Origin of the sequence: Sorangium sp. So ce693, from assembly GCF_051521375.1 — a bacterium.
Taxonomy (GTDB): Bacteria; Myxococcota_A; Polyangia; order Polyangiales; family Polyangiaceae; genus Sorangium; species Sorangium atrum.
The window spans coordinates 4,772,899-4,798,252 of the sequence record NZ_CP150347.1; the positions used below are offsets into that span (position 1 = coordinate 4,772,899).

The following is a 25,354-nucleotide window of genomic DNA, read 5'->3' on the forward strand; positions in this document are numbered from 1 at the left end:
GAGATGAAATCTACACGGCTCTTCACGGTTCTGGGGGCGCTGATGTTCCCCCTTGCAGTGGCTCTGGTCACCAGCGGGTGCCCCAAGAAGGAAGAGGACGACGTTCCGCCGGTGCCCTCGGCTCCGCCCGTCGTCCCGACGCCGGCCCCGACGCCGACCCCCACGACGCAGATCGTGCCCGAAGAGGACGCCGGGGCGGACGCGGCAGACGCCGACACGGCGGACGCGGACGCTGGAAAGAAGGTGGTCGGCACGGGCGATCCCAGCGGGATCCGCAAGTGCTGCGCGGCGCTGCGCCAGAACGCGAAGTCGGCTCCGCCCGAGCAGCAGGGCGGCTACCTCGCGGCCGCCTCGGCGTGTGACGGCCTGGCGAACTCGCCGCAGGGACGGCAAGCGCTCTCGACCTTGCGCGGCCTCCTGGTCGGCGCGCAGATGCCGGCGTCCTGCCAGTAAAGGGACGGACGGGAGGGCCAGCAGCGGTCGGGGGAGCGGGCTCCCCGCCCAGCTTGCCGGACGCATCTGGCGAGCTGGGCCGGTCGTCCGGCTGTCCTGAGGGCGTCGGGGCAGCCGGAGCCATCAGCCGTGCACGGAGCCATCAGCCGTGCACGTAGACGAGCGTGCCGCCGCCCTCGAGGTTCAGCGCTCCATGCCACTCGGGCGGGACGGCGGGCTCGGTCCACTCGAAGAGCCAGGCCGCGTCGGCAGGGGCCAGGTTGATGCAGCCGTGGCTGCGCGCCTTGCCGAACTCGTCGTGCCAGTACGCGCCGTGGAGCGCGTAACCCCCGTGGAAGTACTGGGTGTAGGGCACGTCACGCAGGTCGAACGCCGCCTCGGACGCCTCATTGTCGCCGTCCATCGTGGTCGAGACGTGCTTCGCGTGGATGTAGAACGAGCCGCGGACGGTGGCGTCGGTCTCCTCGGGATCGGCCATGCCGCTGCGACCGCTGGAGATGAGCGCCGCGAACACGGGGCGCGTGCCCTCGTACGCGACGAGCATCTGGCGGCGGATCGAGATGTCGATCCACTTCTTGCCGTCGCGCGCGAACCCCTGAGGGTCCTTGCGCAGCTCGGCGATGACGAGGTGGTCGGCGGCGAGCCATGAGCCCTCGGTGGTCTCGAGCAGCCCCTTGGCGCCGCCACGCGTGCGGCCGGTGAGCACCCAGCCCGAGCGGTGCGGCGCGAGGCCCGCGTCGACGAGCGCGCGGCCCGACGCGGAGGGGCGCTGCCGGGTCGCGCCATGGACGCGGACGAAGGCAGGGGCGCCCTTCAAGGCGGGATCGGGGCGGGGATCGGTGCCGGGCGGCGCGGGAGGGAGCTCGTCGGCAGGCAGCTCGGCGACGGAGAAGCTCGCGTTATCTGCCGGCGAAGCGGTGGCGGGCGTCGGAGGGGCGGCGGGCGTCGGAGCGGCCGACGACGTGGGGGATGCCGACGACGCCGCGGCGGCCGGGGATGCCGTGTCGGAGGGGCCCGCGGGGGCCTCGGCGCCGTCGGCGTCGAGATCCTTGATGATCACGCCGCGCATCGCGCTGAGGCGCGCGGGGCGGGTGCGATCGAGCGGGATGAGGTCGAGCTCGGTCGTGAGGCCGAAGCGGCGATTGGTCCACTCGAAGGTCGTGATCAGGCCGAACGCAGAGCTCTCCTTGGTGCGGCCCGTATGCACGGAGTAGTGGAGCTTCTCCTCGGCGCCGTACGGCTTGGGGAGATCCCGGCCGGCGAGGAGGAATTCCGGCACGGGATCGAGCGGCAACGACGAGGGCGCGACAGCCGCGCGGGCGAGGTGGGCGCTGAGCGTGGACCCCTCGACGCGGCGCTGATCCTCGACTGTCGGGAGCCGGAAGTAGAGGTGCGGCGGGGGCGAGCCCGACATGACGTAGTAGTAAGGCACGGGTGCACCACGGCGCGGACCGCGCACGGCCGCGGCGACCACCTGGTGCTCGAGCGCGAGCGAGGCGCCCTTGCCCACGCAGACGTAGCCGCGCGGCGCGATCCGGTACCAGCCGCCAGCACATCCGTCGGTGCCCGCAGGGAGCTCGGCCCGATCGACGACCGCGCCGGCGCGCAGGTAGCCGAGCTTCGTCGAGCGCTCGTCGGGAGCGACGTAGATCCAGGTGCGCATCGCGATGCTGGCGATCTTCGCGCCCCGGCCCGGCAGCGTGGTCTCTTTCGAGGAGGGCGATGCGGCGGCCGACGACGCGAGCGACGCAGGCGACACGGCGTCCGGCGCGGCGGACCCAGGAGAGGGGGCCAGCGGCTCGGCCGAGGGGAGACCCGGGGCCGCGGGGGCGGCACCGGTGGCGAGCGGGGCGGTCGCGTGAGCGGCGCCGGAGCGGTGATCGTCGGTGGCCCTGCCGGGCGGATCCTGGGACGGAGAGCAGGCCGCGGTCGAGAGGACGAGCGGGGATGCGCCGGCGAAGGCGACGGCGAGAGCGCCAGCGCGGACCAGGGCGCCGGAGAGCGAGCGGGAAGGCGCCGTGGCGCGAGGGCCGACGCGGGGGCGAGCGCGAGTGCGCGGGGAGCGCTGCGGTGCGGGCAGCGACGCGGGGGCGGGGTCTCGAGCGAGGGAAGGCATCGACGCGAAGGCGGAGGCAGGGAGACCCAGGCCCGAGGTGCGAAGGCGCGCGGGGCCAGCGAGCCAGCGGGAGGCGAGGAGCCGAAGCTGGAGCCGCGAGGGGCTGAGCGGGCGAGGTGTATGCTGAACCGAGGGGGAGATGCAATCTCCTGCCGGCGGCGTCAGGACGGGGAAGGAGAGGAGGGAGAGGGAGACGGGAGGGGGAGACGGGACGAGGCGCTAGCGCTTGACCTTCTTCGCGAGCAGGTCACCCAGCGTGCCGAAGTTGCGAGGCGCGGGCTTGGCGCCCTTGTCGTTGCCGCCGCCGGAGCGCTCGGCCTTGGCGTACGACTCGAACTGGCCGCGCTCCTCGTCGACGCGGAGCGCGGAGATCGACAGGCGGATCTTGCCGGACTCGTCCACGTTGAGGATCTTCGCCTCGACGTCCTGCCCCACCGTGAAGTGCTTCTTCAGGTCGGCGGAGCGAGGCGTCGCCGTCTCGGCCGTCGGGACGAGCCCGCGGCCCGAGCGGCCGGACGTGCCCGCGATCTGGACGAAGACGCCGTAACGCTCGATGCCCGTCACCTTGCCCTTGACCCGCGCTCCCTCGACGAGCAGCGGCGCGCCGCCCGCCGCAGGCGCGGAGACCGCGAGCGACGTCGCGCCGTCGCCGCCGTCGCTCGCGCGCACGACGACCGGCGTGAGGCGCACCTGGCCGGTGCCAGAGTCGACGCCGGCGACAACGGCCGAGACGCGCGAGCCGACCTCGACGCGGAGCTTGCCGTCGCCGTCGGCGAGCGCGACGCGCTCGAACATGCCCTCCTGCTTGCCGCCAAGATCCGCGAAGACCGCCTCGCGAGCGATCGCGACCACGGTCACCTCGACGGTCTCACCCGTGTGGTACTGGCGGCGGCGCTGCTTGCCAGCTCCTTCGGACTGCTCGAAGAGCGAAGCGAACGATTCCTTGGAGGCGGCGGAAGGGCGTGACGACGACATGGCGCGACCTCATAGCGCGAGGCGAGGGCGCGAGGAAGGCGGCGATGAGCGGGAAGCGAGGGGGGAGGCGGGAGGACGGGGCGGGAGAGGGGGGCGGAAGCGGAAGGAGGGGGAGACGGGGGAGGGGAGACGGGGAGGGGCTGCGGAGAGGACGGGAGGGCGGAGAGCAGGGAGGCGGCGGGAACGGAAAGGTGGAACCTGGCGGGGGCTTCTGCTAGCTTCGCCGGCCGCTGAATCGGGTCGATAGCTCAGTCGGTAGAGCTGCGGACTTTTAATCCGTAGGTCCAGGGTTCGAGTCCCTGTCGACCCACTGAATGATTCCGAGGGGTTAGACGCGAAACCTCAGGTGGAATCGAGGCGGAGGTGGGCAGCGGCGCTGCCCACCCGGGCGTCTGGCGGACGGCGCCCTTGATGGCCGTCTCGCTCAGGTGGGCGTACCGGTGCGTCGAGGCGATCGACGTGTGGCCGAGGTGCTCGCGGACCTCCTCGAGCGTCCAGCGACGGCCCCACCAGCCGGCAACCAGCGAGCTGGCGCAGGTGTGGCGGAGGTCGTGCCAGCGGACCGGGCGGGTGACGCCGACAGCGGCGAGGTAGCGGTCGAAGAGGTCGACCTTCTTCTGCTTCCGGCGGCCGGTCGGGAGGGTGACCATCTCGCTGCGGATGAGCGGGGTCTTGCCCTTCGACACACGGCCGCCCTTGGGGCCGGGGAAGACGAGCCCCTCGGGGTTGTGAGGGGCGTAGCTCGGGAGGAGCGCCAGCCAGCGGCGGCAGATGTCGACGGCGTCGGCGGAGAGATAGACGCGGCGGATCTTGCCGTTCTTAGGGGGCTGGTTCTTCGAGCCGAAGCGGACGACGACGTGCGGGGCGTCGGCGTCGAGGCGGAGGTCAGCGAGCTCCAGGTTGAACTGCTCGCCCTGGCGGAGGCCGGTGAGGAGGGCGAAGAGGATGATCAGGCGGTCGGCCTCGGGGATGGCGTCGCTGGTGCGGATGCGGTGCTGCTCCTCCGGCTCCAGGTACGTCCACGGCTCGACGGTGGCATCGCGGGCGCGGCGTTTGGTTGCCTTCTGGACGCGCTTCTTGAGGGCGGCCACGGGATTCGTGGTGATGTGCTGCGGCATGGCGTCGTCGAGCATCTGCCGGAGCAGCCCGACGACCTGCTTGACCGTTGCGGGGGAGATCGGTTTGGGGGCGCGATAGGGGGTTGCGGTCAGCTTCTTCTGGAGGGCGCATATCCAGGCGTCGACATCGCCCGGCGTGATCATGACAAGTGCCATGTTCGCGAGAGGTGAATTCTCGATGTGCGTCCGCCAGCGGCCACGGTCGGTCGAGATGCTGCGCAGGCCGTCGAGGCGCTCGCGTTGATCGAGCCACTGCTCGCCCCACGCCCGGAGGGTTATGCCGGCGATGTCGCTGGCGCGCGAATAGACGGCGGCGCGCAGCTCCTCGGCCTCCTCCCCGGTGGCGCAGGAGCCGATCCTGCGGCGCTCGCCGTTGATGGTGATGCGGACCAGATGGCGGCCGTTGCGGTTCTCACCCATGCGCGCCTCAAGGTAGCACGCCGAGCTTCTTCAGCGCGGCCATGGCCCGGGCCTGCGTCAGCGGAGACGCGGGGGGAAGGTCAGCTGCGCGAGCGGGCCTGCGGACCGGGCGCGGGAGCTCCGGCCCGGGATCGTTGGCAGCGGCCTCGATCATGTGCGCGAAGGCGCGGAGGAGACGTGCGAGCTCGCGGGGCGTGAGGGGCCGATCCTCATGCCCGACCGGGTCCTTTCTTGCTGCATCGCCCTTCATCGTCGTTCCCTTTTCCTCGTGCGCGCGTGGCCAGCAGGACGTGAGCGGCTTTGCCCTGCGCCGCCGGCAGCTCGTGCGCGGGGTAAGCGGCGTGGCCCGCCGTGGTGTCGGTTCAAGGTGAGCCTGACGCGGAGCCCGCGGAGATGCACAAAAAGGTATCTCTGACGGCAGGGTATTTCGAGAGGAGATCCCTGCCTCCGCGCACGTAAAAACTGAATCATAACGTGTTGCTGTGCGTGTGCAGAACACCCGCTGGGAGCCCGATTTGGGGGCTCGATTTTGTATCTCGGCGCGCGCGAGGGCCTGGTCGAGCCAGCGCTCCAGGGGGCCGACGTCGGTGCAGGCGGCGCGAACAGCGCGCAGAGCGGAGCGCGGCGCTCCGGGCGCTCGGCCGTGGCGTCAGCGCGACGCGCGACCACGTGCAGCGCGCCTTCCAGTGCCAGGCGGCGGTCGAACGCGCGCACCCGGCTCAGGGACGCGATCGCGTGCGGCTCGAGGGCTGACCGCTGCGCGCTCCCAGCGCTCCTGCGCCGCGATGGCCTCGTCGGCGGCACGGACGCCCTCAACGAAAAACTTCGCGTCCGCTGGATTGTCCAGGTCGAGGCCGAGCCGGAGCAGCACCGCGCGGTCGCGTGGTGGCACCATGCGGACGATCTCGACGGCAGGGCGGCGCACGGATGGCATGGAGGGAAAGTAGCAGCCCGGGTCAGCGTCGGCGCGCCCCGAGGAACGCGCCAGGGTCGCTCCAACCCGTTGACCGCCACGACGCTCGAAGCGCCAGCGCGCTCAGGCACCGCGTTGGCGGCCAAGTCGAGCGGGGGCGCGTTGCCGAAGACAAGCAGATCGAGGGCGAGCTCGGCGTCCCCTGCCGCAGCCCGGACGCGGAGGCCGTCTGCGCGTGGCCGGCTCGGTGGCGATGCCATCCCTGCGCCCTCCCGGGCGGGTTCGCCGGCACCTACATCGAGGCCCCGTCGTCGCACAGAAGCAAGCCGATCTTATCGAGCAGCTGTCGCTTGACCCGCTCGCTGTTCAAGTCCTTTTCGTCGCCAGCTCCAACAGGCGAGACCTTGACGACCCGCCTGACCAGCACGAGCGCGTCGATCGTTCGCTCCGCCTCATGGTCGTCTAAGTCGCGCCGGAAGTGATCAACCAAGCCTTTGACGCTCATGGTAGCCCCGCTCTCGGAGGGATTTCTCCCTGGCTTCTCGAAGCCTGATGATGTCGCGTAGCGCGTCGATAGCTCTTGTGCGCCGCTTGTAAATCGTAGAGAGAGGTACCCCTGCGCCTTCGGCTATCTGGGCCATCGAGAGTCCGTTCAGGTCGTGTGCCACGAGAACGAAGCGCAGATCGGGATCAAGCTCGTACACCGCGTCGAGGGTGCCGGTCCTGACGTTGTCGGACTCCATCATCGCAGCAGCGTCCGGGGCTGGATCGAGCACCTCGATCACATCGACCAGCTCTTCTCTGCGCTGCCGCGCACGCTCGTGGTAGTGCGCGGCAACGTGTACGGTGATCACGTTCAGCCAGCGTTCCGGCCTGCCGCGCTTCGGATCAAACCTGGGCCAGCTCTCCCAAGCGTTGAGCCAGACTTGGCCTGCGATGTCGGCACGATGGCACAGCGGGATCCCCAGCTGTCCCAACCAGCGCAGAACGGCGCGAACCAGCGTCGGACAAAACAGGCGCGCGTGTGCGGTGGCGCGCTCGTCTTCATTCGGCAGACGTCCCATAATTCACCCTTCCCGGAGGGCAGTCGCCCATCATCTGATGACGCCGCGTCGCCGCACTCATGCGGCACCCGTTCGCCGTCTTCCCCGTAAACGTCCGCCACCAAAGCAAGACGTCAGCCGTAGCTGCTCAGTTCGCGACGCGGCGGCATGCTTGCCAACATGCAATAAGACGCGCACCTCGGGTCGCGTGCTCACGTCCTCCGAATGCGAGGCACGGCTTCGCTCACCCGTGGCTTCCTACTCCTGGGAGTGTCGTGTTCAGCGGAGAGCGCTCTACCTCCTCCCAATCGGACGCGTTGGCGGAGCTCGCCCCTCCTTCGTCACGCTGTAGCGGGAAGCTCGTCAGCGTCCCAGCGCGACGAGCGAGCTCCGCCCCCGTGGCGGTGCGAACAGGGAGCGGCGACCGAAGCCGCAGCTGTGGAGGCGGCGGGAGCTTCGCTCGCGGGCTTCTGGCCGCGAGCTCGGGAGACGGCACCACGGGCGGAGGAACGTCGAGCGCGCGAGGGGGCACCGTGGGCGGAGGCGGCGGCACCGAGCTCGGCGCCGGTGACGACGCGGGACGCGCCGAGCTCTCGCGCGTGGCGGCGGGCTCGCCGACCTGGATCACCACGGTCTCCTCTCCGCCCGTTCGGCGGTAGTCGTGCAGCTGCCACAGGCGCTCCCAGTACCGAGCAGGCGTGCCGGTGAAGGACTCCAGCTGCCGGGCAAGGCCGGGCGTCATAGGAAGGTCGCTCCTCAGCAGCCGCTCCACCTCCCTCGGCTCTAACCCCGTGCTCTCGGCAAGCTTTCTCCTCCACGAAGGCATCGTCGCGCAGAACGATTCGAGGACCCTTCCTGGCCAGGGGACGAGGCGCGCGCGGGCGTCTGTCAGCTCTGCGAGTGCTGCATCGACGTGACAGTCCAGTAGACGCCGGTATCGGTCCCGCTCGCCCGCTGCCTGTTCCTTCGCATCGGTGAGGGCTGCCTCCTCGTCATCATGCGCGTGCTCGCGCGCCTCGCGAAGCCCGCGCTCGCGTCCAAGCGCTTCGCGCGCGGTGACCGCAAAGCCGATCGCGGCGCAGGCTATCATCGCGAGCCCGAGCGGCGAAATGAGCCACATCGCACCAAGTAGATCCTCCATGGTATTCATCGCGTTTCGTCTCCTGGACGCGAACGTCCTTATTCAGGACGCAAGGCAGATCTCGGCCTTGTGCTGTCCGACGACATCACTTGCATCACCGCCCGCTGGCTGTCGGAGGGACGCCGACGACTCAGCGAACTTGCGTTAGGAGTGCTTCACGCTCCGCGGCGAGCTGTCCTTGCGGGAACTCCCGCGCATGTGTCTCAAGCAAGCGGCGGGCCTCTGCCTCTGCGACCGCGTTGTGGTCGTCGACGGCCCTTCGGGCCTCGTCGATGAGGCTCTGCTCGCGCTCGCTGACGGCTGGGACCACGGCGCGGACGGGGAGCGAGGTACGACGAACCGGCGCGCCTGACGGAGCAGGCACACGTGCGTCTCGGTCCTGCGCCGGCTGCGCGATCTCCTGGGCGGTCGGCGCGGTCGGCGCGGCGGCCGCGCGCACGGGAAGTTGGACCGGCGGCTGCGCGATCTCCTCCACCGCTGGTGCGGGTGCAGGAGCGCGCACCACCGCTGCCCGCAGCCACGACTCCGGGCTGAGCGAGTCCGGCAACGTCGCGATGACGGCGCAGGTCAGCACGACGACCGTTCCTTGCACCAGGATCTTGATGCTCAGGCGGCCCAGCTTGCTCAGCCACCCCTCGCGGCCCCGCAGATCGAAGGCGAACGGGACGCATGCAGCGTCGTCCCATCCGCGTGAGCGTTGACGCGCCCTTCGGCGTTTCACCGCCGCATCGAGGTCCTCGAGCGCTCGGAGGTAGTGTGTACTCACCGTCTTCGGGTTGAGCCCCAGCTCGGAGGCGATCTCGGTGAGCGGCACCTCGTCGAGCCTGTGTTTGATCAGGACGTCGCGGTACTTGGGGTCGACCTGGTTGATCAGGTCGCGGAGGAGCGCCTCCCGCTGCTGCCTGCGGAGCATCTCTTCCGGGGTCGGGCACTCCGCCGGAGGCTCGTGATCGTCGAACGAAGTCAGGACCTCCCCCCGACGGCGTGCGTTCCGGACGTGGTTCTGCGCCTGGTTCCGGACGATGGTGGCACCGTAGGCCGCCCGAGCCTCCCTGAGCTCGAGCCGCTGATTCGCTTCCAGCTCCCGCAGCAGGGCGTCCTGCGCGAGGTCCTCCGCATGTCGCGCAGGGACACCGAAACGCCGCGCGAGGCGCCGGAAGAACTCGAAGCCGGTAGAGGTGCTGCCTGGCTCGCCCATAACCGGTAAAACACCTGAGCCGTGTGGAGGGCTTCAAGAAAATGCAGGGCGGCTCCAGTATCGGTCGGATATGATGCGACATGTAGGTGCGGAGGCCTGCGACTGCATAGGCAGCGATGGTCGCATTCCCCGATCGGGCGGGATTTTCTCATCGGAACGTTCAGGTCATGCCACTTTCAGCGCCGTTGACGCGCCACGGCTGGCGTGAGTACCGTCCGTGCATGCGTTTTGTCGCGCGATCGCTCTGGATAGCCTTGGTGCTTGGCGTCGTGGTCGGCACTACGCATCCGGTCCGTGCGGAGGACCGGAATTCGGTCCCCACACGAAGCGACGATTCGATCGTAAAGGACCATCTTCGCCGCGCCCGACGAGCTCGGGCATCGGGAAAGTGGACCGAGGCACACGCCGCGTATAAGGCGGCCTTCGAGGCGATCGACTCGACATCTGTTACAGTGCGAGAATCCGCTGAGGTCGCTGGAGAGCTGGGCCTTTGCGAGCTCAAGTTACGCAAGTTTCGTGACGCAGCGGAGCACCTGGCTTGGAGCCTTGAACGGCGCAAGGCGCTTTCTCCTGAGCAGCAAAAAGGATTCGCGGACGGACTGGCCAAGGCCCTTCCGTTCGTCGCGACGCTCTATCTGTCGGTGGACCCGCCGGATGCCGAGGTGCTCATCGACGGCAAGCCCATCGGCCGACTCAGGCGGACCTACAGACTGTTCTTCGAGCCTGGCAAGCACATGGTGCGGGCCCGAGCACCGGGCCGCGAGGAAGGCTCGCAGACGTTGGACGCGCAGCCAGCGACCGAGCCGACCATGACGATCCAGTTACCACGCGCGGCCGAGAGCAGCGCCAAGGACAACGCGCCCGCGGTGCCCAGGCCCCTGAGCGCCCGCAGGCTCCCGGGCAGCCAGCGTCGTGGCCGACGACGCTGCGTATCGCGGGGATCGCCGTCACGACGGCCACCCTGTCCGCGGGCAGCCTGCTCATGATCCGGGCCACGAATCTTGACGACGATCTGAGCGAACGGCGCGACGGGCTCAACGGCGGTGCGACGGCGAGCGGGTCCAGGTGCTGGCAAGCCGCGGACCGTCCGGCGTGCGCTGACCTGCTCCGCCTCCGAGACGAGCGCAACCTGTCCGCGGGCGTGGGCACGGCCATGCTCATCGCCGGCGGTGTGATCGGGGCAGCGACCGCCGCGTCCTTCTTCACGGACTTCTCCTTCCTGGGGCTCACGCCGGCTCAGGATCGGATCCACGCCTCGCCGGTGGCGGCCGGGCGAGAGGTCGGCGTGATGATCGAGGGGCTGTGGTGAGGACGTCGGGGGCCGAGAAGATGCGTTCGAAGGAAGGCCGGCGCGTGGCGACGTCGGTCGTCGCTGTCGCGATCTTCATGTGCGGCGCAAGCATGCTGACAGGGTGCCCGTACTCCGACCCTTGCTGGGAGGTGGAGGCGTGCGAACCCGATCCGGTGCCTCCGCCCGGTCCGTGCGAGGGGCAGCCTGGTACGGCGCCGGCACTGGATGAATGTGGGGTGTTCGTCAGCCCGTTGTCGGGTGACGACAGGAGCCCAGGCACGAAGGACGCGCCGGTGAAGACCCTGCAACATGCGATCGGGCTCGCCGCGCACGGGCGAGGCCACGGCGAGGAGCCGACCCGGCGCGTGTACGCGTGTGCCGGGGAGTTCGCGGAGAAGATCGCGCTGCCGTCGGGGGTCGACCTCTGGGGCGGGCGCCTGTGTAACGGCGGGGATTGGTCGTACGAGGGCGCATTCGACGGACCGGATCACCCGACGATCATCGCTCCGCCGGTGGGGATCCCGCTGCGGGTCCTCCGGGAGGAGGGTACGGCGCTCGCGCAGGACAACGCGACGTCGGTGATCGCCGGCGTGCGCGTCGTGGCGGCGGACGCCTCCGCGCCGGATGGCAAGTCGTCGATCGCGGTGATCTTGAGCACGGGGGCCAGGGCGATCGTGCAGGACAGCGTGATCGTCGCGGGCGACGGCAAGGACGGGGAGCCGGGAGAGGACGCGGACGCCGAGCGGGCGCCATACGGCCTTGAGGGAAACGACGGGGTGTCCGCCTGCTCCACGGACTCCCCGACGGGCGCCCTTGCGGTGGTCACCGTGTGCGACGACGGCATCGAGTCGACGGGTGGCTACGGCGGTGACGGCGGACTCGACGTCGGCGGCGATGGCGCGCCGGGAGAGCCGGCGCCCGCGGAGGATTCCGAGCGCGACGGCCATGCAGGGCTCGGCGCAGATGTCACGAGATGCAGCGAAGGGGGCGACGGCGCAGACGGCGCCGACGCCGGTCGCGCGGATGGCGCCTTCGGTCCAGGCTTCCTCAGCGACGATGGATGGATCGGTGTCCCGGGCAAGGACGGGAAGAAGGGCGGCGTCGGCCAGGGCGGCGGTGGCGGTGGCGGCAGCAAGTCGCGTGGGGACATGGTCGCGTGTCCGGCAGGCCTGCCCCAGGGGGGCGCCGCCGGCGGCGCTGGCGGGAGCGGCGGCTGCGGCGGTCGGGGAGGCTATGGCGGCGGCTATGGCGGCGCGAGCATCGGTATCGTCGCGCTGGAGGGCACGGACCTGACCGTCGCCAACACCGACGTGCTCACTGGCAAGGGCGGCCAGGGCGGGGTCGGCGGAACGGGCCAGCCGGGCGGTGCGGGGCGCCCCGGCGGCGACGGGGGGAAAGGTTTCGCGACGAACACCGGTCAGACGTGGGCAGCCTGCCCCGGTGGCGGAGGAGGCAACGGCGGTCGCGGCGGCGATGCCGGCGGCGGGCTGGGCGGCGCATCCGTCGGCATCGCCTACGTGGTGCCCAACCTCGCCATTCGACCCGGGACCACCATTGTTCCCGGAGCGCCCGGTGCCGGTGGTCTCGCAGGGAACGCCGGTCCGGAGGACGAGGTGGGCAAAGGGGAACGCGGCCCACAAGGTCAACTGGTCGCCTTTCCCGCGGCAGGCGAGCTGATCCATTGAATCGCGCCGCGCGACACGAGACCAGTGAGGGATGCTCATGAACCTGAATTCCGCGATCCTCCTCGTCGTTGCGCTGCCGCTCGCCTCGGTCGGCTGCGGGACCGCACCGGGGGTGGACGACCCGAACGGTGCGCCGCCGTGCGACGGCCTCTCGACGTGTGGAGGCGATCCGATCCCCGAGTCCGTCTGCCTGGAGCACCTTGCGAACGGCAAGGCGGTCGATGGCTGCGGCGTGTTCGTCCACAATCCGTTCTTCGGCGGCGACGACGCGAACCCCGGCACGAAGGACAGGCCGGTTCGTTCCATCCAGCGCGGCATCGAGCTTGCGCGCACCGAACGCGGTCGCGTGTTCGCCAACAACGATGGCTTCGACGAGTCCGTCACGCTGCCCTCCGGGGTGGATATCTACGGAGGCTTCGACACGTTCGAATGGGAACGCGTGAAGGAGATTCAAACCCTGTCGCAGAGCATGAGCAAGCTCATTCCCCCCTCGGTCGGGCAGATCGCGCTGATCGTCGAACCGGCCCGCGTCGGCGACACGGGGGCAGCGGACGGGGTCTCGGTCATCGATCACATGTTCATCGGCAGCCAAATGCATATCGGGATGATCGTTCGGTCGGGCGCCGCGGTGGAGATCGTCGGAAGCTGGATCGAAAGCGATTACGGAAGGGGGGGCCACGATGGGGAGAACTGGCCGGGCCGGGCAGCGTCGGGGCCGGACGGGGAGTATGGGGGAGACGCGTGCTCCGCAGCGACGGTCCCGGGTGGGGCTCGGGCGGTGAACTCCTGCGAGGGAGGGATCCCGAGCGTCGGTGGCAAGGGGGGCGACGGCCTCGCCGACGGCGCCGGAGATGGGGAGGACGGCGAGCCCGTACCCGAGCCGAACCCACAGCACCAGGGGCTTGGAGGAAGTGGCGACCGGGCAGACGGTGGCTGCAACAGCGGCCACACCGGGAAAAGCGGCATGTGGGGCGCCGCCGGCGCAGCGGGAAAGGGGCGCGGGCGGATCGATGAGACCGGATGGCACGGCGATTGGGCCGGCGACGGCGCCCGGGGGATGCCGGGTCAAGGCGGTGGCGGGGGCGGCGGGCGTCGCGGTGGGCTCGCGGTGTGCGGCGTGACCACCAAGGGCGGCGCCGGCGGCGGCTCCGGAGGCGCGGGCGGTTGCGGGGGGCGGGGCGGCCGAGCAGGCGGGAACGCCCAACCGAGCATCGGCATCCTGGCGCTCCACGCGAAGGTGACGGTGCGCGACAGCATCATCACCACCCGCGACGGGGGCCAAGGCGGCGACGGCGGGGAGCCGGAGGAAGGCGGCAAAGCCGGCCGAGGTGCTCCAGGAGGCGCCTTGGGGGACGGCATGTGGTCCTGTCAGGGGGGCAGCGGCGGTCTCGGAGGCCCTGGCGGCTACGGCGGCCCCGGGCGCGGTGGGGACTCGATCGGCATCGCCTACCTCGACGAGGGCCAGCTCACGCTGGAGGGGGTCACCTTCGAGATCGGGCTGCCGGGCCCGGGTGGCACGAGCTGGGAATGGACCGGCGATGTGATCACGGGGGAGGACGGTATCGCCGTCGACACGTTTCGGTTCCCTGAATAAATAGGAGAGGCGCGACCTCGGCGGTCCTGTGTCGACCCGCGCCGGGTGGGCCTCGCTCGAGGTCGTCAAGGCCAGCGCCCTGGATGCAAGAGGCCGCCCCGACGTGCACAGTGTCCGAAGCGAGCGCGCAGCAGACGCTCCAGCGTCGAGCAGGCGCTTCGTGGTGGAACGTCGTCAGCGCTCAAGTCCGATCCGGTCCCGCCGCGCGTGGACGCACGCCAGCCCTGCGCTTTGCGCCCTCTTGCCGCCCCGGATAGGCCCAGCGCTGGTGCGCGGCCTCCATCGCCTGCTCCTGCGTCGGGTAGAGGTCCTCATCGGGAGGCACAGGCACGGTGCGGCCCTCGTCGTCCTCCATGAGCCACGCGAGGCAATCAAAATTAAAATGTGCCATTCGCGTTCGGAGGTTCTTCGCCCTGGTGCGCTCGGCCCGGAACGCGATCCGCTGCTGCTCGGTGAGCGTCTCCGCCAGGAGGCGACGTTGCGCGTGCGACAGATCGCTCCAGCAAATCCAGGGGGGCTTTCCATGCCCCAGGAGCTTGAGGTACAGCGGATCCTCGTTGACGTGCATTCGCCAGCCGGGGGGGACCGGCGCGGCTTGCGCGTAGACGGGGCCCAGGCCCGGAAGGTCGAGCAGCGCGTAGCCACCGGCCCCCCGCCGAATGTCTTTCGCGAGGTAGGGCGTGAAGGTTCCCCCGGTCGGGAGGAGCGGCGCGCCCTGGCCGGAGAGGACCACGACGCGGCTCGCGAGGTCGGCGCCGCGGTCGCGCCAGAGGCGTGGTGTCCCGTTGGAGGGCTTGGTCGCCGCGAGCTCGGCACGGGCGAGCTCGGTGGTCGCGGTCGCGGACGGCCTCGTGATTGCGAGCTCGGCGCCGTTTGGCGGTCCGTGCCACGTAGGTTGCGGGGATCGCTTCGTCACCGCGAGGTCGGAGACGCCGCCGAACACCGGACGGCGGTCTACGGGAGCGATCGGGCAGTCGAGCTGCCCGTTTGGACGAGAACCGCCCGCCCAGGCCGAGGCGGCCAGCGTCGGCGGGCTAAGGCTTGCAGGCTGCCCATGATTGATCCCACGGATCGTGGCCTGCTCGGGCGCGCGGTCCTCGCGTGGGCACCCGAGATCTCGTGTGGTGGACTCGCCCTCTTCCTGCGCGGAGCGCGAGAGGGTCACGGGGTTACGGCCCCTCGTTGTGACGTCGCGGATCGACCGGTCGGACATCCCATAGAGGATGTCCGGGGCACCCGCCCTGCGCAAGGGGCTTCGCACTAGGGGTGGTGTTGGCCGGCCAGCCGCCAGCGCTGGCCGGCCAGTGTGTCCGCGGTGCCGACCGTGCGTGCGCGTCGCGCGCGCTTCGAGGTCGCGCAGGTCGCTGTCGAGGGGCACGATCTCGGCCGACGCACAGCAAGAAGTCGACGTGCGCCGCGGCGCCGAGGCGGCGACAACTTCCCTGACAAGGGGGGCCAGCGCGCCGGACGTGTCGAGCGTGGCGGAGCGCAGGATGTCCCAGTTGCTGCGCCGGAACATGAGCGGCCCCACGCCGGCGTCGACGAACTCGACGTAGCAGAACCGCCCTCCGTGCTTGAGGGCGAGCTCGTAGCGCTGTCCATCCGAGGCTGGTGCGCGATGACGCTTTTCTTATCAAGCACTACCCGCCCGCACGCGCCCCCTTCGCCGTGGAGAACTCCTTCCTCGTGCTGGTCGACCTATCCCACCTCCTGCTCGAATCCATCCTCGACGCCTGCTCCGCCTGCTCGCCCCGTGGCGAGAGCATCCGCGCATGCATGCGCGACGTGTCCCTCGACCCTCACGCCCGCCGCGGCGAGCTCAGCACCGAGTTCGCGCCCACGTTCCTCGTCGCCGGCGCCGCTCCAGGGCTGGCGTCCTGCCCGCCTTCTCCACGAAGTACCCCAATCCGAGCGGACCCACCCACTCGTCCACTTGCCGTACCGCTACGCACTCCCGGCGCAAGTGCTCAAACCGACCGACCCGGCGCGGGCGTTGCGGGTCTCCGGCATCGGAATTCTGTCCCTGCTTAGCGGCAAAGAAGGACGCTCCCTACTGGTGAGGGCGTTGTGGCTGACTCATAGCGTGCCGGACGGATACGCAGCAAGGCAAGAGAAGGAAGAACGCGCGTTGGTGCGCAGCACACGAACCGATAATCACCACCACAGTGGGAAAGCGAGGAACTATGCCGGAGAGACATGATCATCAGCCGGGGACAGGCGCGGACCGCGGACCGCACGAACCTCCGCCTCAGAGTCCATCGCGTCATGAGCCATTCTTTCGGCTTACTCCTGACACCGTTGTGAATGATGTTCATGGCGGCACGTCGGTGGGTGGACCCAATATCATGCACCTCAGCATGCAAACGATGTATCCACTGTTCTATTTGCGGACATACGACGATGTGCGCAACGCCTTTGGTCCGTCGAATGTTGTTGGAGCCCGCCGACACTTCTGGATGAACGGCATACGAGAAGGAAGGACCGCGACCCCGTTTTTCGACCCCGTGTTCTATCTTGAAAATTACCCAGATCTGCGGCAGGCGTTCGGAGACAAAAACTATGCCGCAGCGGCGACTCACTGGATAAAATGCGGGATCGGAGAAGGGCGAAGGGGTTCTCGTGTTTTTGATCTTGGTTTCTATCTCAATAGTCATCCAGATCTCGTTGTGGCCTTCGGCGAACGTAACTTCGCAGCAGCATTTGCTCACTGGAAGAAACACGGTCACGCCGAGCGGCGCGCCACGGCTCCTGGAACCGTGCTCCAGATTGTCGCGGAGAACTTCGCCTTCGGAGATGCTGACAGGAGCTTCTTCTTTGCTGGAGCCACAGCGGGTGACGATCACCGGGTGGTGGATTGCGTCCTCGGGCTCCTGACCCTGATCACGGATGAGGGGGATGGCTTCGATGAGGTCGGCAATCATTTGATGCACGAGTGCCTTGGTCTTGCTCGCGATGCGACGCCTGCAGAGAGGGAGATCTTTCGCGCGCAAGATCGGAACCAATACGAGCACGACCAGGCCGAGCGCAATGCTGTTACCGCATGACTCTCGCGTGCGGGCCCTCCGATGCGGTGGGTAGACGTTTTACGCTACGTGCGCCGATGGCGGAAGACACGCCCTCCTTCTGGGTGGTCGAGCGCAACTACGCCACCGCGCAGAGGGCGATTCATCTGCCGTTCACGGTGCGCATGCGGATCGAGGCTTAGTCCTCGTCGCGCCAGCGGCGAGCACGGAGCTCATCGCGACGTGCCAGACCGGTGTGCGCCCGCGCATCCCGGCGGGAGCTCGAGCTTAGAGGGCCGCGTCGACCGGCAGCAGCCGCGCGGCAAAGAAGCGCCCGTTAAACCACCACCCCAGGTCATGCAGGCGACCCTCGTGCAGAAGAGCGCCGCCGGCGTCGAGCGTGCCGGCGCGGAGCGCCCGGTCAGGGTGGGACATCCCGACCAGAGCGGCGCCGCAGCGGGTCCGTTTCCCTACGGGTCGACGGACCACGTTGCAGCGACGAACGAGGACGGTGGGATCTCGTCTCCGAGAGGGAAATAATCGAACGTTGCCGTGGGCGCCTGCGCCTTGCATGCGCCGGTGCTGTCTACGGCGTAGATGGATGTGGGGTTGAGCCGCGCTCCGACCGAAAACAATCGAAAGCCCGCTGATGATTCACACGTCGTGGTCGCTTGGAAGGTCTGGTACGCGTACTTGGCAGTACACCCCTTGATGGTGGAAAGCGCAACTGCCTGGGTACAGCCTGCATCCGCGAAAATGTTGGGTTGGTAGATGGCCGCCCCATCCCCAATACCTGGAAGGCAGCGTTCTCGGCCGTCTCCAGCGATATAGAAGAAACAAGTCTCTCGTCTCTCGGAGTCAAACCAACGAAATGGGTCATACGCCTTGGCTCCATCCGCCGTGGTCCGATACCGCGCCTTCAGCCGAGACCCGCTCACCGGATCTGCTGAGGCGTCCGGTACGGGGTCCATAAAGCCGCCAAATCCGCCGTTGCCCCCGTTGCCGTGTGCGCCGGAGCTCGCGGCGGTCTGCTGCGCGTGCGCGCCACCCGCTGCGCCCTGGCCGGAACCTCCCCCGGTCTGTTGCGCGGTGGTGCTGCCTTCGGCGCCCTGGCCAGAACCTCCCCCGGACTGCTGCGCGTGTGCGCCGCCCGCTGCGCCCTGGCCAGAACCTCCCCCAGTCTGCTGCGACAATTGACCGGGCGAGCTCTTCTCGGAGGCCGCGCAGGCCACCATCGCCAAGTAGATCGCGCTGCCGCCGAGCAGCGCCGAGATCACATCACGCGTTCGCATCGAGAAACCTCCCGCCCCGGCGCTCGTCCGGGAGCGCTACCCAGGCTACACGACCGACGAGCTCGCCGCGCGCCGCGGCACCGAGGGCCGTGGCGCGGCCAAAGGCCAGCCGCCCGCGGGCAGGGCGAGCGCAGCGAGCTGGCGGAGCTCCCACGTTCTGAGCCGGGCCGGCCCACTTGACACGCGAGGAGCACGGCGACCGCGAAGCAGGCGCGGGATCGCAGCCGCCCCTCGAGCTCGCCGGCGTCCACCTCGACCCTGTGGCCGCTGCGCATCGACCCCGGCAACAGCCGCAAGGGGGTGGCGCCCATGGCGATGACCGGGCGCTTCCCGCCGGCCACCGAAGACGTGAGCTGCGCATCACGGATAGACGTACCCGAGAACTCCCTCGTATGCCCAACATTGCCCGTAGCAGAAACCGTTCGGATGATAGGCTTTCGTGTAGTAGTGATCGCCGGCGCTCTCAGACCAATATCGATGGAGCGGCACAGTGCCGGCATATTGCTTGGGAAGAATATGTCCGGCGATGCCTTCGTAGGTATAGTTCAACGCGCCGCCGCCCAATTCGGACCAATTCGTCGTGTAGAAATGATCGCCAAGACTCTCGTTCCAATACTGGTAAATCGGAAAGGTTCCTTCTTCAGCGTTGCGCAGAATCGACCCCTCGGATACCTCGAAACTGTATCCGAAGAAGGCAAAGCCAGCATCGTTTCTATTGATCGTATAGTAGTGATCGAGATTCGAATCGTTCCAGTACCTCCAGAGCGGCGTGAGGCTAATGTCGGACGTCTGCTCGTTGTCGAATACCGACGCGCTCGCGCTGGGGCCTGTTGGAGTGGCCCATCCGCTGCATCCTTCTCGCTCGGTGCACACCTGGAAGCGCTTTATATACTGGATTCTCGGATAACCGGTGAACCAGCACCCGTCGCTCGGCGCATATACTGTTTTCACCAGTCCAGGCTTATTCTTTAGCTCGTACCAGGCACGGACCCTATTGCCGTCGACCTGGTTGTCGCACCACCAAAAATTAGTGCGATTGACGCAAACCTTGCCATTTTCGCCGTGCTTGACGCATCGACGCTCGGTCCCGGGGTCGCACGCCACCAGGCAAGCCGCGAGTCCTCCCAGGCCGCATAGGAGTCGGCTCCGGGTTCCGAAGACATCGCACTTTTTGCCACCATGGGCGCAGATTGGACCCCCACACCCCCAATGCCACAGACCACGTCGCAGGACAGCTTCAATGCCTGCTGCGCTTCGCCTACGGGTTCCTCGCTGACCAATCCGACACCGTCCGCTGGAAAGCCATCGTCGCCGACGTCTGTGCCGACCCCGGAAATACCGTCATCGCCCGAACTTGGGCCGTCGTCGATAGCGCCGCACGCCGTGACGAACACAGCCGCCATCAGGACCATCTTCTTCATGCGAATCTCCTCGCGCGCGTGGTGGAAGAGACTGGGTATCGATACCCAAGCGGACCAGCGTCCACTGCGGTAAACGCTAGCATGGACCACTTGCTTGCTTAAATTCCATTCTGGAATGTTGCACGCAAACACAGCGACCGAGCTCCGCGGACAATAGGCGCGGCTCTGCGTGCATCTCCGCGCGCTCTATCAGCAGTACGCGACGAGAAGGCTCCGGAAGACGGCACCCTGGCCGCAGAACAGGCGTCGAGCTCGCCGAACTCCACGGCGGCGCCGCGCGTGAGCCTCCGAGCGCAGCGGTTCTCGCGGCGTCTCCCGGACCGGTGTACACCCGCGCGTCGCGGCGGAAACTCGGGGCTTAGACGGCCTCGTCGGCGGGCACCAGGCGCGCGGCAAAGAAGCGCCCGTTGAACCACCATCCCAGGTCATGCAGGCGACCCTCGTGCAGAAGAGCGCCGCCGGCGTAGAGCGTGCCGGCGCGAAGCGCCGCCCAGACCTCGCGCGAGAACATCACCGGCCCGAGGCCAGGGGGCTCTTGGCGGCCCCTCAGCGCCTCGTAGGTGGCCGGGCGCGGGGTGCTCGGGAACTCCAGGGCCGGTCCACCGCGCCTGTCCCGGCCCGGGGCCCTCGACGACGGACAGGGCGACGCTCAGGTCTCCGTCGGGCGCGAACGTTCCCCACGCACCGCCGCCGATCGGCCGATAGTCAAGCCGCGCGGCCGCAGCGAGCAGATCCCGATCGAGCAGCGGTCGGGGTGGCGCGAGCTCGGGCCGCGTGGTGGGTTCGGCCGGCGCGCTGTCCGGCGGAGCAGGGGAGGGGCGCGGAGCGCCCTGGGGCCACACCGTGACGACGCGAAAGCCGCCGCGGCCTGCGAAGCCCTCGCCCTGTACACCCCGCCGCGGGTGGAGCCAGTCGCCGTCGAGCGCGACGTAGGCGAGGCCGAGCGCACCGGGCGCGTCCTGCGCGCCAGATGCCTGCGCGCGGAGCGGGGCGGGGATCTCGCTCGGCGAGAGCCGGCCGAGCGGCGTGCGCGGCATCAGACGGGTGATCGCCTCGGGGCTGCGCGCGGTCGCAGGGCAGGTGTTCGGGCACCGCTCGGAGGCAGCGCTGCCCGGCGTCGCCACGGCCGGGCCGACTTCCACAAGCGCCGCATGGCAGCACTCGCCGACGTATACCTGAGGGCGAGCTCGTAGCGGTAGCCGTCGAAGATCAGCGCGCCGGACGTGTTGAGGGTGGCGGAGCGCAGGACGTCCCGGGTGCTGCGCCGGAACATGAGTGGCCCCACGCCCGGCGGCATGAGCTCGACCTCGGGGAAGGGGCCGCCGGGGGTGCGAGCGCTCGATGATGGTCCAGCGCATCCGGCCCCGGTGTCGCGCCCTCGACGACGGCGAGCACCTGTCCTTGTCAATGTGCCTTCGGCAGAGTAGGCCCGCGTGACCCACACCGCTCGGGGCGCGTGCGTCACGCCGTTGCTCTTTGCTGGCAGCACCGCGATGTCTGATAGATTGCGCCCGTGATCAGCGACTCCATCGAGCTCCACGCCGGGCCGTTCACTCCTTCGGACCTGCGCGTCGTCTCGTTCCGCGGGCGTGAGGCGCTCTCTGAGCTGTTCTCATTCCAGCTCGTGGTGCAGGCCGCCCCCGAGCTCGAGGGCCGCGACGCCGAGCTGCTTGGCCGCCTCGCCTGTTTCATCCTGCGCGACGGCCGCGGCGCCGAACGCCGCATCGAGGCCCTTGTCGACCAGGTGCGGGCAAACGCCACGTTCACCCCGCGAACCGGTCCCACCTGGCACATCCGCCTCGTCCCCCCGCTCGCGCTGCTCAGGCGCCGAACCACGAGCCGCATCTTCCAGGACGAGACCGTGCCGCAGATCCTCCAGCACGTCCTCGCCGCCGCCTCCCTTCCGGTCGAGCTCCGCCTCTCGCGGACGTACGCGGTCCGGAGCTACTGCGTGCAGTACCGCGAGAGCGACCTCGCGTTCGTGCGGCGGCTCGCTGCCGAGGAAGGCATCGTCTTGTGCTTCGCGGACGCGCCGGTCGGGGTTCCAGGCAGCGTGGCCCGCGCGCCGGTGATCTTGCTCGACGACCCGGCGCACTACCCCGCGGCGTTCGACAACGGGCCGGGCGTCCTCGTCCTGCGTCCTGAGGAGGGGCTGACACCCACAGGGCTCGAGATCGTCGCCTTCGGCGTGCAGCGCTCGCTCAAGCCTAGCTCGGTGCATCTCCGGGACTACGATTTCCGCCGGCCGAACCTGGTCCTGAGGGAGCGGGCTGGGAACGCGGCGAGCGGGCCGCCTGCGCTGGACGTGTACCAGCACCACGCCGACTACGACACACCAGAGGTCACGCCAGACCGCGCGCGGGTTTTCCTGGAGCAAACCCAGCGCCGATCGGTCGAGGGCAGCGGCGAGAGCTGGGTCCGCGCGCTCGCTCCTGGACGCCGCTTCGAGCTCAGCGCCGAGGCCTCCCCCGGGATCGAGGGAGCCTACGCCGTGACCCGCGTCGTGCACGAGGGGCACACCCCCGACCTGTCCGGGCGCCCCGCGGAGCGCACCTACCGCAACCGCTTCGAGTGCGTCCCGGCAACGGCGCTGCTCCGGCCGCGTGCGCCGGCGCGCAGGCCGAGGCAAGTCCTCGAGACCGCGGTGGTCACTGCGCCGGCAGGGCACGAGGTGCACACCGATGAGCATGCGCGCGTGAAGGTGCAGTTTCACTGGGACCTTGATGGGCAGCGCAACGAGAAGAGCTCGGCCTGGCTGCGTGTCGCTCAGAGCTGGGCGGGAGCGTCGTTCGGCTCGCAGTTCATCCCGCGCGTAGGCATGGAGGTGCTGGTCGGCTTCCTCGGCGGGGACACCGACTGCCCGGTGGTGCTCGGGTGCCTGTACAACGCGACCCATCCGCCGCCGTTCCCGCTGCCGGCGGAGAAGCTGAAGAGCGGCCTGCGAACCCAGAGTTCGCCCGGCGCAGGCGGGGCGAACGAGCTGTCCTTCGACGATCGTGCGGGCGAGGAGCGCATCTGCCTCTTCGCCGAGCGGAACCTCGAGGAGGTTGTCCAGCACGACCACACCACGATGGTCGGTCACGATCAGCGGATCACGGTGCAGGGCGATCGCACCGTCACCGTGAGCCGGGACCAGACGACCTCCGTGCAGGGGAGCCGCACCGAGAGCGCCGCCGGGTCGGCGATCGAACGGATCGGCCAGAACCGGCTCCTCGCGGTGCAGGGGTCGCAGCACGTCGCGGTCGACGGCGATTCGAGCTGCGTCGTGGGGAGGGATCTGGACGTCGCGATCAAGGGCCGCCTGGGCGCGACGGTCGGCACTGAAGAGGACGAGGCCGTCGCAACGCTCGACGTGCATGGCGACAGCGCGTTGGCGACCACAGGCAGCGTGCGCGTCAAGGCCACCCAGTCGCTGCGGCTCTCGTGCGGGGCGAGCACCATCGAGCTGACCCCGGACGAGATCAAGCTCGACGCCAAGGCCATCACCATCCTGGGCGGCAGTTCGGTCTCGCTCCTCGGCAAGGGGCCGGCGCTCTACCTGACGGACAAGGCGCTCGTCGACGCCAAGGCGATCACCATCAAGACGCCGCAGTCGTTCCTGAAGCTGGACGAGGACGCGAGCCTGCAGGGCAAGCTGGTGAAGCTGAACTGCGACGCGGTGGATGACGGGGAGGAGCCCGAGCAGGAGAAGGAGCCGCTGAAGTCGTTCCGCGTCCGCGTGGCGGACGTCTACGAGAAGCCGTACGCCCGCAAGAAGTACCGGCTGATGGTCGACGGCGTGAAGTACGAGGGCCAGACGACCGACGACGGGATGGTCGAGCAGGACCTGCCGCCGACGGCGGAGACGGGCGAGCTCGTGGTGTGGCTCAAGGAGCCTGACAAGGAGCCGACGCTGAAGTGGCGGCTGAAGCTCGGCGATCTGCCGCCCATGGACACGCCGCACGGGATCCGGCTGCGGCTGAAGAACCTCGGCTACTACCGGATCACCGAGGGACAGACCGAGCGAGCGGAGGTCGCTGCGATCAAGGCGTTCCAGCGCGATCAGGGCCTTGAGCCCACCGGCATCCTCGACGACGAGACGCGCGGGCGGATCGAGGCGGCGCACGGCCATTGACCGGACCGATGATTTGATGCTGCGGCATGAATCCACGAAGAAGGAACTCAACCCATGCGTTCGCCGAGATCCGAGAACGGTGCTCGTTTAGCCGCTGTCATCGTGGCATGTTCGCTTATTTCCTGCCGGCCAGGGAGCGCTGCGCCTGGTACCCCCGCGCGCGGCGGAGACGTCGCGCAGCGTGCACCGGGCGCCGCGGGGCCATCTTCCTCGCGACCAGAGAGTTCGTTTGACAAGGTCGCTGATCTCCCCGGCCGCACGGCCCGTCTGTGGCCCCTGGAGGGCGGCCAGATCCTGCTGGAGCGCAACGGCACCTCCTTTGCATTGATCGATGGCGATCATGTAGGGTCGACGGCAGAGATAGTCGAAGGTCTGCCTATGGAGTCCTCCGTACCAGAGGGAGAGGTGAGAACCCTCGTCGGGCGCTGGCCCGATGCGGTGTGGATGGTCTTGCGCACAGCGGACAACTCGAGCCGGACCTATCCCTTCTACCATGAGAGCGTGTTCCGCCTCGGGGGCACTCGCTGGAAGATGGTCCACCAGGTACCAGAAGGCGACTACTCCGATGACCTCTACCAGGGCCTGTGGGATCAAGGCCGAGGGTGCCTGGTCGGCTTGCTCGTGGACAAGGAGGAGGCCACCGACGCCTGGACGGCACACGAGGAGGTGCTCGATTGCCCTGGGCAACCCGTGCCGCGTCCTTCGTACAAGGCGACGAACGATAAGAAATACGGGATAACCGCGGCGCGGGGCTGGCACTCGGGAGACGTGCTGGCGATCGAGGCGCACGCTGCAATGAAGGAAGGCGAACCAGTTCCGGTCCGGCTCGTCCTGTCCCGACCGGGGCCTCCGAACAGGACCGAGATTCTCCTCCCACTGCCGTCCGAGATCCAGCGCGACAAGCGGAAGTTCTACCCATGGGACATCCGCCTGCTCGGAGAGAGTCCGACCGACGTTTACGTCGTCGGTAATCATGAGCTCGGGATGGATGCGCCTTATGGGGTATATGGGCTCTACCCAGCGGAGGATAAGCCGCCGCCCATGCTCTTCCATTTCGACGGGGCCGCTGTTGCGGAGATGCCTGCTCCGCCGACAAGGAGGATCCTAAATGCCGCTCGCGGGCAGGACGGTACGTTGGTGATCCTCGGCCTGGCGCGAGACGCTTCCCGAGGAGGGAAGGCTGTGGAGGTCTGGGCTCTCCCGCGAGGCGGCGCCTGGATGCAGGTACCGATGCCCGTCGATCCAGAGGCGAAGGCAGCGTACATGCCGGAAAGCGTCGCGGTGCGGTCGCTGTCCGAGATCTGGGTCGTAGGCGTTCACGAGAAGAGTGAAAAGGATCATCGACTCGCCCTCTTCCGCTCCCACCGCCTGACCGGGCTCGCGCCGGGCGCGAGCCCGACCCACGGTACCGGTAGCCAGCTCCGCAGAGAATTCGGTGGCCCAATGCATACTCACGTGCCGGCGATCCTTGCAACCCGCCCCCCGGCTCCTGGTACACTGCACCACTGATCAGCGATCTCTTCGAGCTGGCACCGGGCGGGCGTCGGCGGAAGCGAGCAGGGATATGGCAGCACGAAG

20 protein-coding genes, 1 tRNA gene and 1 pseudogene are annotated in these 25,354 nt (G+C 68.9%); 10 read left to right on the top strand and 12 right to left on the bottom strand.

The genetic code is table 11. From position 1 onward, the window contains the following. Positions 1-3 precede the first annotated feature (3 nt). Positions 4-453: an acyltransferase gene (locus WMF14_RS18000; RefSeq protein ID WP_272098387.1), complete on the top strand. Its 450-nt coding sequence runs from the start codon at positions 4-6 to the stop codon at positions 451-453. A 142-nt stretch (positions 454-595) separates the two neighbouring features. On the opposite strand, the gene WMF14_RS18005 is transcribed toward WMF14_RS18000, so the two are convergent. Then, positions 596-2,116 (bottom strand): L,D-transpeptidase, encoded by a 1,521-nt coding sequence (locus tag WMF14_RS18005; protein WP_437802455.1) that lies wholly within the window; start codon positions 2,114-2,116, stop codon positions 596-598. Between the two features lie 4 nt (positions 2,117-2,120). Between WMF14_RS18005 and WMF14_RS18010 the strand changes: the two genes are divergently transcribed. Further along, on the top strand, positions 2,121-2,315 hold the full coding sequence (locus WMF14_RS18010; protein WP_272098389.1) for a hypothetical protein: 195 nt from the start codon (positions 2,121-2,123) through the stop codon (positions 2,313-2,315). A gap of 473 nt (positions 2,316-2,788) precedes the next feature. On the opposite strand, the gene WMF14_RS18015 is transcribed toward WMF14_RS18010, so the two are convergent. Beyond that, positions 2,789-3,544 carry a S1 RNA-binding domain-containing protein gene (locus tag WMF14_RS18015; protein ID WP_272098390.1) on the bottom strand — a complete coding sequence of 252 codons (756 nt, stop codon included), beginning with the start codon at positions 3,542-3,544 and terminating at the stop codon, positions 2,789-2,791. Positions 3,545-3,781: 237 nt separating this feature from the next. On the opposite strand from WMF14_RS18015, the gene WMF14_RS18020 reads away from it, so the two are divergent. Continuing rightward, positions 3,782-3,854: transfer RNA gene (locus WMF14_RS18020), tRNA-Lys, on the top strand. Between the two features lie 169 nt (positions 3,855-4,023). Here WMF14_RS18020 and WMF14_RS18025 read toward each other — a convergent pair. From WMF14_RS18025 to WMF14_RS18040, 4 genes and pseudogenes are all read right to left on the bottom strand, one after another. After that, a pseudogene (locus WMF14_RS18025) lies at positions 4,024-5,082 on the bottom strand (tyrosine-type recombinase/integrase); the annotation flags it as partial. Between the two features lie 1,205 nt (positions 5,083-6,287). After that, the gene (locus WMF14_RS18030) at positions 6,288-6,500 is read right to left on the bottom strand and encodes a hypothetical protein (protein WP_437802457.1); all 213 of its coding nucleotides are present in this window, start codon (positions 6,498-6,500) and stop codon (positions 6,288-6,290) included. After that, a complete protein-coding gene (locus WMF14_RS18035; RefSeq protein WP_437802459.1) occupies positions 6,478-7,059 on the bottom strand; it encodes an RNA polymerase sigma factor in 582 nt (193 codons plus the stop codon). The genes WMF14_RS18030 and WMF14_RS18035 overlap by 23 nt, the downstream gene beginning before the upstream one ends. A gap of 1,250 nt (positions 7,060-8,309) precedes the next feature. Next, positions 8,310-9,377, bottom strand: a complete 1,068-nt coding sequence (locus tag WMF14_RS18040; protein WP_437802461.1) for an RNA polymerase sigma factor — start codon at positions 9,375-9,377, stop codon at positions 8,310-8,312. Positions 9,378-9,493: 116 nt separating this feature from the next. Here WMF14_RS18040 and WMF14_RS18045 point away from each other — a divergent pair, with 116 nt between their 5' ends. The 4 genes from WMF14_RS18045 to WMF14_RS18060 are packed head-to-tail and all read left to right on the top strand — an operon-like array spanning position 9,494 to position 13,947. Further along, positions 9,494-10,363, top strand: coding sequence for a hypothetical protein (locus WMF14_RS18045; RefSeq protein ID WP_437802462.1), 870 nt, complete (start codon positions 9,494-9,496; stop codon positions 10,361-10,363). Continuing rightward, on the top strand, positions 10,360-10,686 hold the full coding sequence (locus tag WMF14_RS18050) for a hypothetical protein (RefSeq protein WP_437802463.1): 327 nt from the start codon (positions 10,360-10,362) through the stop codon (positions 10,684-10,686). Before WMF14_RS18045 ends, WMF14_RS18050 begins: the two co-directional genes overlap by 4 nt. Positions 10,687-10,706: 20 nt before the next feature. After that, the gene (locus WMF14_RS18055; protein ID WP_437804228.1) at positions 10,707-12,353 is read left to right on the top strand and encodes a hypothetical protein; all 1,647 of its coding nucleotides are present in this window, start codon (positions 10,707-10,709) and stop codon (positions 12,351-12,353) included. Positions 12,354-12,390: 37 nt separating this feature from the next. Further along, on the top strand, positions 12,391-13,947 hold the full coding sequence (locus WMF14_RS18060; protein ID WP_437802465.1) for a hypothetical protein: 1,557 nt from the start codon (positions 12,391-12,393) through the stop codon (positions 13,945-13,947). A 181-nt stretch (positions 13,948-14,128) separates the two neighbouring features. Here WMF14_RS18060 and WMF14_RS18065 read toward each other — a convergent pair whose 3' ends face one another. Next, a complete protein-coding gene (locus WMF14_RS18065) occupies positions 14,129-15,466 on the bottom strand; it encodes a hypothetical protein (RefSeq protein ID WP_437802467.1) in 1,338 nt (445 codons plus the stop codon). An 826-nt stretch (positions 15,467-16,292) separates the two neighbouring features. Here WMF14_RS18065 and WMF14_RS18070 point away from each other — a divergent pair. Further along, entirely contained in the window at positions 16,293-16,991 is a 699-nt protein-coding gene (locus WMF14_RS18070; protein WP_437802469.1) for a hypothetical protein, read from the top strand. A gap of 246 nt (positions 16,992-17,237) precedes the next feature. Here WMF14_RS18070 and WMF14_RS18075 read toward each other — a convergent pair whose 3' ends face one another. From WMF14_RS18075 to WMF14_RS18095, 5 genes are all read right to left on the bottom strand, one after another. Then, positions 17,238-17,384 carry a hypothetical protein gene (locus tag WMF14_RS18075; RefSeq protein ID WP_437802471.1) on the bottom strand — a complete coding sequence of 49 codons (147 nt, stop codon included), beginning with the start codon at positions 17,382-17,384 and terminating at the stop codon, positions 17,238-17,240. Positions 17,385-17,419: 35 nt separating this feature from the next. Beyond that, positions 17,420-18,241 (bottom strand): hypothetical protein, encoded by an 822-nt coding sequence (locus WMF14_RS18080; protein ID WP_437802472.1) that lies wholly within the window; start codon positions 18,239-18,241, stop codon positions 17,420-17,422. Positions 18,242-18,601: 360 nt separating this feature from the next. Next, a complete protein-coding gene (locus WMF14_RS18085) occupies positions 18,602-19,192 on the bottom strand; it encodes a hypothetical protein (RefSeq protein WP_437802474.1) in 591 nt (196 codons plus the stop codon). Positions 19,193-19,209: 17 nt separating this feature from the next. Beyond that, the gene (locus tag WMF14_RS18090) at positions 19,210-19,662 is read right to left on the bottom strand and encodes a hypothetical protein (RefSeq protein ID WP_437802476.1); all 453 of its coding nucleotides are present in this window, start codon (positions 19,660-19,662) and stop codon (positions 19,210-19,212) included. Positions 19,663-20,020: 358 nt separating this feature from the next. Further along, positions 20,021-20,173, bottom strand: coding sequence for a hypothetical protein (locus WMF14_RS18095; RefSeq protein WP_437802478.1), 153 nt, complete (start codon positions 20,171-20,173; stop codon positions 20,021-20,023). 1,002 nt (positions 20,174-21,175) lie between these two features. Between WMF14_RS18095 and tssI the strand changes: the two genes are divergently transcribed. Together tssI and WMF14_RS18105 are read left to right on the top strand one after the other, a co-directional pair. After that, entirely contained in the window at positions 21,176-23,776 is a 2,601-nt protein-coding gene (tssI, locus tag WMF14_RS18100) for a type VI secretion system tip protein TssI/VgrG (RefSeq protein ID WP_437802480.1), read from the top strand. A 378-nt stretch (positions 23,777-24,154) separates the two neighbouring features. Beyond that, positions 24,155-25,285 carry a hypothetical protein gene (locus WMF14_RS18105; RefSeq protein ID WP_437802481.1) on the top strand — a complete coding sequence of 377 codons (1,131 nt, stop codon included), beginning with the start codon at positions 24,155-24,157 and terminating at the stop codon, positions 25,283-25,285. The last annotated feature ends 69 nt before the right edge of the window (positions 25,286-25,354 follow it).